Below are 11,944 nucleotides of genomic sequence, written 5' to 3'. Positions count from 1 at the left end.
ACGCAGTAAAATAGTCTCAATCTAAGCATATTCACAACAAAAGTGCGCAATTTCAATCATTTATACATAGGAGCCCTCGACAATGCCCAAACCGAAGAAACCTGTCATTGAATATCGTCACTACAGCCTGCCCATTGATTTCCCTGTCCTGTTACTCAGTGGAGACCGCTGGAGAATATCCGATATCAAGAGTGAGCATCTTCATTTCCATAACCACATGGAGATTGGCATCTGTTATTCGGATGAGGGGGTCATGGAGATTAAGGGCGAATCTGTACCGTTTCGGGCAGGCGACGTCACGTTCATTCCCCGTTACCTTCCGCATACCACATATAGTTCACCTAATAACGCCAGCCTGTGGGCATATATCTTTTTTTCACCGGAAGAACTCTTCCGCCATTCACTCAAAACAGCCCAAAACCACATTGAACCGAATCTATGGGCGATTCAGGGAACCAATTGCATTCTGAATAAGGAGCAGCATCCCAAAATTCACTCACTCGCAACATCAATCGTAGAAGAGATTAAGCAGCAGTCCCCCTATTATCGGGAGAGCGCGTACGGCTTATTGATGTCTCTATACATCGAACTGCTTCGACTTCATGCAAGCAACGAGAGCTGGTCAGCCCAGAATCAGGAACGGGAACGAGACCTCCAAGGAGACTTGGTCATCTCACCCGTGCTGGAGTTTATCACCAAAAACTATATGATGCCTGTGACCATCGATTACCTCGCTGATCTGTGTCATCTGAGTACAACACATTTTCGGCGCAAGTTCCATGAAATTATGGGAACCACACCGCTTGATTTTCTGAACAGTACCCGAATTGAAGAGGCATGCAAGCGATTGAAAAGCACGGACGCCTCCATCCTGTCCATCTCCGAGCAAGTCGGCTTCCGATCCATCTCCAGCTTTAACCGCTGCTTCGTCAAACTGATGGGACAATCACCCAAAGCCTGGCGCAAAGCAGCCCATACAGAAGCACAGTCTGCAAAAGCATCAATACTGGAATTCACGGGGTGGGTATGAAGGATTTTGTCGAAATATGATTGCACCCCCCAGAGATATTCGCTACAATGCCGATAGAATACAAGAGATTTGGTTCGAATCTACCAATGGTTCACACAACCTCTAAAGGAGCAGCATTTCGTGTTATTAAAAATTTCAGGCGTTGTCCTGACGGTTGTAGTTGCTGTTACCGTACTGCTCCTGTCAACAATCAGAGAACCCCAATCTGCGGCTCTTCTTGCCCGTCAAGGTGTTATGGATCTATCGGGCTGGAACCCGGAACAAGACGAGCGGATCAAGCTGGACGGTGAGTGGGAATTTTACTGGAACAAGTTGCTTCCTGTTGAATCTGCAACTCCGAATCAGGTTGGTCCAACAATAGCACCCGATACATATGCAAAGGTTCCCGGTTCATGGAATCGAATTAAAATGGACGGCGAACGACTGCCAACCCACGGCTTCGCCACGTATCGACTGGTGCTCCGAAATGTACCAGTTGAAGGAACGCTGGCTATCAAAAAAATGAACATCCGTTTTGCCAGCGAAATCTATATCAATGGCAACAAGCTACTGGAAGACGGACATGCCGTGGAGAAATCAGCGGGATATCGACCGGGAAACTCCCCACAGATCGGCTTCTTTCCTTATCATGGCGGTGACATTGAAATTGTGATCCGGGTGGCTAATTATGATTACACGGACGCTGGCATTCCGGGGCCACTCTTTTTCGGCGAACAAGCAGCCATGCTGAAAAAACATCAAATCAGCACAGCCGTTGAATTCGGCACACTTGCTGTCCTGGCTACCATTTCGACCATATTCCTTATCAGTTACCTGGGGTCTGCGCTCTACCGAAACAGAGACGATTCGCTGCTGCTGCTTGGTCTAATCTGTCTGCTGTATGCGCTCTATAACGGCATGATCAGCGAACGTGTGTTATCCATGGTGAACACGGAAATCTCCTTTAGCACGCTTTATAAATTAAAAGATTTCTGCTCCGTTGCATGCCTGGGTCTGCTGACCTTTTACTTCTACCGATTCAAAACAGGCATCTTGACCAGTCTGCTTACAACGGTAATCCTGATTATCTTCGGAGCTTACTTATGCATGGTCGCGCTCCTGCCTATTTCCATCTACGGGCTGGCTGCACCTTACGTTGTCGTTATGTACACGTTAATGTTGCTCTGGTTGTTATATCAATGCGCATCACAGTTTCTGACGAGTGAGAAGGGTGATCGGCTGTCTACTTTCTTGTGGTATGCGGCTCTCTTAAGCATCATGCTGTACTGTCTGGACATTAATCTCTTCTCCATCTCGCTAAAGGAAAATATGAACATCGGGCAGGTCTCCATTGTCCTGTTCAGCATCCTGATGTTGTTTCTGGCGGTACTTCGGTTCTTCGAGTCATATCGTACAGTCCGTGCGCTCAAAGATCAGTTGCTCTTGCTGGATAAGGTGAAAGATGACTTCCTGTCGAACACCTCGCATGAGCTCAAAACACCGCTGAATGCCATTGTGAACATCAGTGAGAGCCTGCTCAAAGGTGCCGAAGGTCCGCTTACCAACGAACAGGCGCATAACCTGGCGATCGTGACGGGTAGCGGCAGACGATTAACCTACCTGGTCGATGAATTACTGGATTATTCGAAAATGAAACATGGCGACATCCCGCTTTACCGGTCTTCAACCGATCTGTACTCGTTTGTCGAATCGGTCATGCGTATGCACTCCTTCCTGCTTGGCTCGAAAATGGTGGAGCTCGTTAATCGCATCCCGGCTCATTTCCCGCCAATCTATGCGGATGGCAACCGACTGATTCAGATTTTACATAATCTGATCGGTAATGCCGTCAAATTCACGGAAAAAGGTACAGTAAGCATCGAAGCTGCCGTTGTTCATGGCAAAGCGGAAATCCGCATTATCGATACCGGTCGTGGCATCGGCAAGGACAAGCTGGAGCATATCTTCCTGCCATTCGAGCAGGAAGCAGATACAGGACCAGTCGTTGCCGGAGGCACCGGACTTGGACTAAGCATTACACGCAAGCTGGTAGAGCTGCATGGAGGAACCATTCATGCAGAATCGGCACCTGGCATGGGGGCCACGTTCATCCTGACTTTTCCGTTGGCCGATGGCAAAGGTGAGAAACGATCCAACGTCAAGCCAATTACCATAGCTCCTACAAGTCATGGTAATCAGTTACTAAGGTTCGAAGAACCAACGATTGTGGAAGGGCATCTCAACGAATGGATCATCGTTGTGGACGACGACTCGGCTAATTTACAGACCATAGTGAATCTCTTGAAGTTGGAGGGCTACAGTTATGCGGTAACCTCACGTTCCCCTTCTGTACTGGATCTGCTCGACCAGCTTCCTGCCGTACATCTGGTCATTGCTGACATTATGATGCCGGACATGTCAGGGTACGAATTGTTGGAACGGATCAGGGAACGTTACTCTCCTTCCGAGCTTCCGGTGCTTATGCTGACGGCAAGTAATAAAGCCAACCAGTTGAAGCTGGCTTTGGAGAAAGGTGCCAATGATTTCGTATCAAAACCGTTTGAATCAGAGGAATTGCTGGCACGGATCGGCGGTTTGACCCGGATGATAACGTCTGTTCAAGCCGCGCGAGATGCCGAGATCTCCTTTTTGCGGTCACAGATGAACCCGCACTTTCTGTATAACGCCCTGAATGCCATTGCCGAATTGTGTGTAGATGCGCCGAATCAGGCAGAACAATTGATTTTGCAATTATCGAGTTACTTAAGGCGCAGTGTGCACTTCAAACATCTGGACTCCAAAACCAGCCTGATGAACGAACTGGAGATGATCGAAGCATACGTTGCCATTGAGCAGGCACGCTTTGGCTCACGGCTGGAGGTCATTATTGATGTGGATGCGGACGTGAACCGAAATATGGATATTCCGCCCCTCACGTTGCAACCCCTGATCGAAAACGCGATTCGGCACGGGCTGATGTCCAGCATTCGCGGTGGTCGCGTCATATTGTCCATTCGTAATCTGAATGATACGGAAACACGTTTCTCTATCGAGGACAACGGAATCGGCATAACCAAGCAAAGAATGGAGGAAATTCGGCAATCCACGGACGGCAGTAACGGCGTGGGAATATGGAATATCTCCAGCCGGTTGAACCTGCTGTATGGCAGACACCTTCAGATGGAAAGTCTGGACGGCGAGGGAACGCGCATTACATTTGATCTTCCTAATCAACGTATTAGCACAGATGGGAACGGGGGTTATGAGACATGATAAAAGTCATCATCGTGGATGATGAGGATCTGTCGCTCAAGCGACTGAATCGTATTTTGACAGAAAGCGGAGAAGTTGAAGTATGTCGTGCGTTTCACGATCCGGAGGAAGCCTGTGAATACGCGGCAGAGAATAGCTTCGATGCAGCATTTCTGGACATTACAATGCCTCGCATTTCGGGTATGCACCTCATTGGTGAATTGCGGAAACATCACCCTTTGCTTTCCATCGTGTTGGTGACCGGATATGAGGAATATGCGGTGCAGGCCTTCGACAAAGAGGTGATCGATTACGTTATTAAACCGGTCACGGCAGAGCGACTGAACCGCAGCATTCAGCGGTTGCAGCAGCAGCTTCACAAATCCGTGACAACGCCAGGGCCAGCGGTGCCAGAACCGAAACTGAACGTTCGTCTGTTTGGTGAATTCACCGTGTTCGGTGGAGCCGGAGCAGATAGCCCCATCAAACTTAGAACGCCCAAAACGGAAGAGTTACTCGCCTTCTTGTTGTATACCAAGTCAACCACCCGCGATGCATTGGCTGATACGTTGTGGAAGGACCTCAGTCCACAGAAGGCCTGGACGAACATCAATTCCACACTGTATTACGTGCGGCGTGCCATCGGCGACAACAGTGACGTGCCAATCATTCTTAAGGACAGGAATGGCATTCGTATTGACCGAGATGCAATCAACTGCGATTTGTACGAGTTTGAGGCCTTGTTCCGCCAGATGCGTCAGGCCTCGGCACATCGTCCAGAGCTCTTCGAGCGGATGGACACATTGTATACGGGTGAACTCCTGAAAGGAAGGCACTATGAGTGGGCTTTCGCGTGGTCCAGACAGCTGGAACTGGACTTCCTCATGACGATGGAAACCGCTGCCCACTATCACGCGAAGAAAGGCGAGACGTTACGGGCGCTGTATTATTTTGAACGTATCCTCCAGATTGATTCGATTCGGGAAGATATTCATCGTGAGATCATCCTGTTGTATCTGTCGCTTGGACGAAGAACCGAAGCGCAGCGACAGTATCTTGTTCTGGAGGAACTACTCAAAGAAGAACTTGGCTCCAGTCCGGCAGCGGAAATCAAGCAACTGTTGCGACAGTCCTGAAATAGCAAAAAAGCCCATGCCTTGGCATACTGAACTGCTCCTATCGTAGTCTTCTATGGTTTACTACGACAGGGAGCAGTTCGGTGTTCCTTTAGGCTTGGGCTTTTTGCCATAAATGGACGTTCATTCGTCCATAACTGATGATATTACATCATCAGGGTCTACAATCAATTACTCATTGATAAGTTTTTCTGTATTAAGGGTAAACCCTTCAATCACGACATCTTCGTCCACTTCAATCATGATGCAACGTCTGCCTTGATAGTTCACCTGTTTCACATATCTTAGGTCTTGCGGGCTAACCGAAATCGTAGCAACCTTAGTTTCGATCTTGATGGACTTGGACGTAAACTTCGGCATAACACTGGTCGCCTTCATCTCATAATTCTTGTTGTCTACGATCGTTTCGAAGGCACGCTCCACTTTCTCTGTTGTCAGATCTTCCACACCACTTGCGGTCAGTACACGTTCCAGATCTTTATAATCCAGCTTCGGAGGTTCTTCCTCATGGGACTCTTCGTTAATTTCGATAACGCGGTTGATCTCCTCATATACATGCGCAATGGTGGCTGAATCGAGCTGTTCACCGGCCACTTCCTTGACGATATCTTCGAAGATCGCCCGTTCTTCCAGTGCGGTTACGGATCTTTCGCCATTCAGTACATTTTCAACAAAATGTGGGTCCGGGAAATTGGATTTCCCTGTGCAATATAGAACACGATTCACATCGGAGTAGTTGTCCGTTACGCTCGGGTACAGGAACCCTTGCTCTGGCGTGCTTAATTTGATAATCGGATCGACAATAATGTTGTATTTGAATTCTCTCTCCACATAGTCAAACAAGAGCGTTTTCCGCTGTTTCTCCGTGGAGTTCACGCTGCACAGAATGAAGGGATGGGCGAACACCTCATTCTTCTCACTCTCTTCCGTGGCTTCGTTTCTAGCCTTAGTCGGCAGATAATACTGTCCGCGCACGAACGTAGCTACCATATCCCGCTCATACTTGGCATCCACCAACATTCGATCCACGAGCAACAGCATGAGATCCTGCCATTCGTCCGGGTCACCTGTGACCAGAGCCTGGTGAAGCAATACCTGAGCCGGGTCCTCCGCTGCTTCCTGGAACTTCAACTCAAACAACTTCTGATCCAAATCACCTGTCAGCAATTTTTTGAAATTGCCCATGTACAGCTCTTGTTTCTCTCTATCCACCAGTTCGAACGGGTGACGCTCCCAGTGATAGACCTCGTTGGTTTCCTTCGTAATATAGACGTTGAGAATATCGTAAATATTCAGTAGATCGTGATCGAGTTTAAACTGCTTGCGTATATGCGCGACTTCTTTTTTATTCATATTGGATTCGGCAACTCCTTAGATATGTTTCTGGCTTTATTAGTATAAAGGATCGACAGAGAATTTGTTGACTAACTTGTTGCTTGACGGTTAATGGATTTCAGTTACACACGCACGTGATAATCACAACAACACAAATAGGGAGACACTCTTTACATGCATACGAGCACCTCCTGTATGTGTTACATCCCTGATGTTCTAGTCTATCACATTACAGCGATTACGATTAACATCTAACATATTTACGCTTGAACCCTGTCCGCCCTTTTTCCACTGCCTTTTGGATATTCTCAGAGGCATTCAGCAGCTTGCTCTTTGGCATGTCCTTATTCACTTCAACAGGTCCCACCGCCTTGGCCGTCTCCACCGCCAGATCGTGCAACGGTTGATAGGATGTTGCAACGGTATACAGGAAGTTGTTCATCGAATATTTCGTTCGTTCCGGAGATTCGTGAATCGTCCTTTTTACCTGTTCCAGCATCTCCGTCAGTTTATTCTCAGAAAACTCACTATCCTTTCGACTGCCGAGCAACCAACAGTAACAGCTCCATCCTGCTGACATTTTGAGTTCATCTCCGCTCGCAATCCACTTATCCGAAACTTCTTGAGCAATATCCGTCTCTGCCAGCGTGACGGCAACGATGAAATCAGCGATCATGTAAAAATAAGCAGCATCGATCCAACGGTCAAAATCAGCTTCCGTCATCACTTCAGGATCGGCAATCACACCCGCAAAGTACATCGCATCATAATTCCCCGTCGCGTATAGTTGCTCTGCCAAAGGCTGATCCTTTTTGATCCGCTTCGCCATTGGTTTCATCGCCCCGGTTGCCACGCCAAATAGCGGTTCATGCGCACCATTGGAGATATAGATTTTTTTCGTTCGTTCTTTGCCCAGCGCTTCAAGCTCCTGCATTACTTCATCCAGATTCATTTGGCAACACTTCCAATCCTATAAATTATATATCTGATCATATCAAACAGAATCTTATGTTTAACGAACTACCGATGGAAAATCACACCTTATCCTGTTCGAGCATGATTACCGACCATAGTATTCATAGTATCATTCCCCACAGATTCCTGAAAAGATAGCATAAATTCTGTGCAGATAGACATTTTTCCTTCCTTAAATGCTTCTACCCATCACTTCTGAACACCTGCCCAAAGTCTGGATTGAAGCAATCATTCCTCTCAGCACAGCTGAGCAACATATGTCCATGTCCAAGCAACGTTAAGCTATGGCAGGAATCATCGCTCATCGTTTATGTTCAGTTTAGTATCGTTAACGAAATTGAGGAGAGGAAGGATGCGAGATCATGAGCAACAATCAAGTATTAGGCTTTGCCCCTGCGCTGGGATGGAATTCGTGGAATACCTTTACGTGGGATATTAATGAACAATTAATTCGGGATGTCGCTGATGTGTTTGTATCGGAAGGTTATCTGGCCGCTGGCTACGAGTATATCGTGATTGATGATTGCTGGAGCCTGAAGGAACGGGATGAAAGTGGCAACCTGGTGGCTGACCCGGAGAAGTTCCCCAGCGGAATGAAAGCGCTCTCTGATTACATCCATAGCAAAGGACTGAAGTTCGGCATGTATTCATGCGTGGGTACGCATACTTGTGCCGGGTATCCAGGCAGCTTTGAGCATGAATTCCAAGATGCTGCCCTTTTTGCCGAATGGGGCGTTGACTATTTGAAATATGATTATTGCTTCAAGCCACGACATATCTCAGGAGAGCTGCTGTACAAACGAATGAGCCTGGCGCTGAAAAACTGCGGTCGCGATATCCTGTTCTCCGCCTGCAACTGGGGAGCTGACGACGTATACGACTGGATTCGGGAATCGGGTGCCCACATGTATCGCTCCACTGGCGATATCCGCGACAACTGGGACTCAGTAAAGGAACTTGCCCTATCTCAATTGGGGAAACAAAGCTACACCGGCTCCTTCTGCCATAACGATATGGATATGCTAATCGTTGGTATGTACGGTGGAAGCAACAATGATTATATTGGCAGTATCGGCGGATGCAACGACATCGAATATAAAACCCACTTCTCCCTCTGGTCCATGATGGGTTCTCCATTAATGATCGGATGCGACGTGCGCAAGGCTAACCAGATTACCAAAGATATTCTTCTGAATCCTGACCTTCTTGCCATCAACCAGGATGTAGAAGCTCGCGGCGCTTACCGCATTAAACCAGAGCCGCAATGGTTTCACACAGACGATGTCTTTATGCTGGTGAAGGTACTTACAGATGGTGATCTGGCTATTGGCTTCTTCAACCTGAGCGACAGCCAGCGGGAGTTGTCTTTGCAGTTTTGGGATATGGGTCTGCCTTACGCTGCCGGTTATGCTCTGTCGATGTACGACTGCTGGGAACATAAAGAGCTTGGCGTGTTCCGTGAACGCTTCGCTCCCGTTGTCGCAGCACATGATTGCCTCATCGTCCGGGCCAAACTGGTGAAATAATGGCTCAACATCGCCTATGCACCTCCTGTCAGGTTCCGCTCTCTTCAGACGATGTGGGCATCTACCTTAAACTGATCTCGCGCTCTGCCCAGCAATTTCTGTGCATCGATTGTCTTGGAGTGAAACTGAACTGTGGACGCGAGCCCATTGAAAAGCTGATACGTTATTTCCGCGAGTCCGGGAACTGCGCCCTGTTCCGTTAACGTTATGCCTTGGTCTGGTGCAGCATCATGTATGCTGTTGGTGTATGTGAAGTGGATTTCTTGAATACTTTGGAAAAATATAACGGATCATTGTAGCCGACGGAGTAGGCTACCGATTGAATCGGCAGACCTGATGTCTTCAGCAGCTCACAGGCGCGCTGGATTCGGCAGGAGGTAATATACTCCAGAACAGACTTACTGGTTGCTCCTTTAAACAGACGAAACAAATAGCTGCGCTCCAGATTGACTGCCTTTACAATCTCCGTGACGGTCAATGTCGGCTTCCAGTAGTTCTGCTCGATGTACTTTCTCGCCAACCAGACATAATCCTTGGCCTCCACCTGCGGCCTCTTTGGATAAAACTCCATATAGTAGGAGAGCAGCAGACGCAAACGCGCATCCGCCCGCAGCAATTCATAGGATGATGCACCTGCGTTCCAGGCAAGGTGATAAAAAGGCTGCAGTGTCTCCGGTGAGATCGTCACTACGGGTTGTACTTCTGAAAGTTGCGTTAGCCCCAGCAATCGTCCGGCATCCTCACCGCTAAACTCCACCCAGACATACTCCCATGGATCTTGCGGGTCTGGATAATAATAAATCTCCTTTTGCGGAAATATGATAAAGCTTTCCCCCGTGACTAACCGAAATACGCGGCCTCCAGTCTCCAGCGTCCCTTGACCGCGGATAATATAATGCAGCGCATAAACGTCACGCACGCCTGGCCCCCATTGATGAGAATTAGCTGGCTTGTGACCACCGCTGATAAAATACAAATTACTAGCTCTGCTGCTCTCATGCCAAATCGGATTCAACCTTGATTCCCCCATTTCTACAGCTACCCTGTTCTCGCGTTCGGTTTATCTTAATATCGTTAATCAGATGTTCGGTAACGCTTACAACCTAAATCCAGAGAGGAGATTGTTGTTATGCTTAGAATGGTTACGGTAGAACATGGACAAGTGCAAGGACTGCCTGCGGCGGATCCGCGGATTACCAGCTTCAAGGGAATTCCTTTTGCCGCGCCTCCTGTAGGTGAGAACCGCTGGCGTGCCCCGCAGCCGCAGTCGAACTGGGACGGTGTACTGCAAGCTTTCGATTTTTCCCCTATCTCCATGCAAGCCCCAACAGTCATCGATGATAACAATATCTACACCCGCGAATGGGCAGTTGATCCTGACCTGCCCATGGACGAAGATTGTCTGTATCTGAATGTCTGGACACCAGCCAAGCGCACGGACGAGAAGTTACCTGTCTTTGTCTGGTACTTTGGCGGAGGCCTACAGGTTGGCCATACGGCCGAAATGGAATTTGATGGCGAGCGAATCGCTCGTAGAGGTATTGTCGTTGTGACGATTAATTATCGACTGAATGCCTTTGGTTTCCTGTGTCATCCCGAGATAAGCGCCGAATCTCCCCATGCACCCGCCAACTTCGGTCATCTCGATCAACAAGCAGGCACGCAGTGGGTCAAACGCAACATTGCCGCCTTTGGTGGTGATCCGGACCAGATCACCATCGGTGGACAGTCGGCAGGCGGAGGAAGTGTACTCAGCCAGATGACCTCTCCGCAAAATAAGGGCTTGTTCCAGCGAGCCGTCATTATGAGCGGCATGGCTACGGAGTTGTACCCGAAAGTCCGCGTGCCTTCTGTCCGTTCCACACTGCGGGATGCAGAGCAGGCCGGGGTTGCATTTTTCGACTTCCTGGGGGTATCTTCCCTTACAGAAGCGAGACAACTGGATGCTGAATTTCTCCGTGACAAAGCACTCGAATACAAAAGCTTCTGGGGAACCGTCATCGACGATCAATTCTGCGCAGGCGATCCGTTTACTCGTTTTGTTCAGCAGGAGCGCGAGGCGATCCCCGTCATGCTGGGGCATACATCTTCCGAATTCTGGACCCGTCCCGCCGCAGCCAATCTGGAAGAACTGAAACAGATGGCTGTGGAGCTGTTCGGCGAGGATGCTCCTGCCTTTTTGAAGCTATGTGAGACCGAGACCGGCCAAATCGAGCAGGCTTTGCAACAAGCATCAGTACGCATGATCCAACATGCCATTCTGCTCGCCATCCGCGCGAACAGCGGTCATACGTCTGAGACGCCTCTTTATTATTATAACTTTGACGCCGAGATTCCGGGATGGGACCAGCCGGGAACCTTCCACTCCGTCGATCTGTGGTTTTTCTTCGAGACACTAGCCAAGTGCTGGCGGCCTTTCACGGGCAAACATTATGATCTGGCCCGCCAGATGTGCAATTATTTAAGCAATTTTATTGCTACAGGTGACCCGAACGGTTCAGATTCCACCGGAAAACGGATGCCTCATTGGATTCCTTGTACTACGGAACAGCCGTATCTCATGGAATTTGGCGATCAGTCTCAATTACAGCAGGCTGAGCCTGGACCGATGCTCTCGTTTCTCATTGAACAATATTTCAAGAAACAGAATGAACCTGTTGTTTGAGACATGAGGCTTGCCCTCTGACGATATCGTAAGAGCCATGCGAATG

8 protein-coding genes are annotated in these 11,944 nt (G+C 48.6%); 5 read left to right on the top strand and 3 right to left on the bottom strand.

What is annotated here, in order from left to right; genetic code table 11:
* Positions 1-82: 82 nt before the first annotated feature.
* The 3 genes from NLBNIHML_RS21500 (at position 83) to NLBNIHML_RS21490 (ending at position 5,397) form a co-directional block, all read left to right on the top strand.
* A complete protein-coding gene (locus tag NLBNIHML_RS21500; protein ID WP_339258869.1) occupies positions 83-1,030 on the top strand; it encodes a helix-turn-helix domain-containing protein in 948 nt (315 codons plus the stop codon).
* A gap of 120 nt (positions 1,031-1,150) precedes the next feature.
* On the top strand, positions 1,151-4,282 hold the full coding sequence (locus NLBNIHML_RS21495) for an ATP-binding protein (protein WP_494352705.1): 3,132 nt from the start codon (positions 1,151-1,153) through the stop codon (positions 4,280-4,282).
* Positions 4,279-5,397, top strand: a complete 1,119-nt coding sequence (locus NLBNIHML_RS21490; protein ID WP_494352704.1) for a response regulator — start codon at positions 4,279-4,281, stop codon at positions 5,395-5,397. The genes NLBNIHML_RS21495 and NLBNIHML_RS21490 overlap by 4 nt, the downstream gene beginning before the upstream one ends.
* Before the next feature lie 171 nt (positions 5,398-5,568).
* On the opposite strand, the gene NLBNIHML_RS21485 is transcribed toward NLBNIHML_RS21490, so the two are convergent.
* Both NLBNIHML_RS21485 and NLBNIHML_RS21480 read right to left on the bottom strand, forming a co-directional pair.
* Complete coding sequence (locus tag NLBNIHML_RS21485) at positions 5,569-6,750, bottom strand: DUF4317 domain-containing protein (RefSeq protein ID WP_339239556.1); 1,182 nt, start codon at positions 6,748-6,750, stop codon at positions 5,569-5,571.
* A gap of 226 nt (positions 6,751-6,976) precedes the next feature.
* On the bottom strand, positions 6,977-7,684 hold the full coding sequence (locus tag NLBNIHML_RS21480; protein WP_494352703.1) for a DNA alkylation repair protein: 708 nt from the start codon (positions 7,682-7,684) through the stop codon (positions 6,977-6,979).
* 385 nt (positions 7,685-8,069) lie between these two features.
* Here NLBNIHML_RS21480 and NLBNIHML_RS21475 point away from each other — a divergent pair, with 385 nt between their 5' ends.
* Complete coding sequence (locus NLBNIHML_RS21475) at positions 8,070-9,233, top strand: glycoside hydrolase family 27 protein (RefSeq protein ID WP_339258858.1); 1,164 nt, start codon at positions 8,070-8,072, stop codon at positions 9,231-9,233.
* A gap of 205 nt (positions 9,234-9,438) precedes the next feature.
* Here NLBNIHML_RS21475 and NLBNIHML_RS21470 read toward each other — a convergent pair whose 3' ends face one another.
* Positions 9,439-10,248, bottom strand: a complete 810-nt coding sequence (locus NLBNIHML_RS21470; RefSeq protein WP_494352702.1) for an AraC family transcriptional regulator — start codon at positions 10,246-10,248, stop codon at positions 9,439-9,441.
* 114 nt (positions 10,249-10,362) lie between these two features.
* On the opposite strand from NLBNIHML_RS21470, the gene NLBNIHML_RS21465 reads away from it, so the two are divergent.
* Positions 10,363-11,898, top strand: coding sequence for a carboxylesterase/lipase family protein (locus NLBNIHML_RS21465; protein WP_494352701.1), 1,536 nt, complete (start codon positions 10,363-10,365; stop codon positions 11,896-11,898).
* Positions 11,899-11,944: the final 46 nt, after the last annotated feature.

Source organism: Paenibacillus sp. JNU01 (assembly GCF_059130585.1).
Note: the sequence above shows the minus strand (reverse complement) of the source record. Positions and strands in the feature narration are given on the sequence as shown.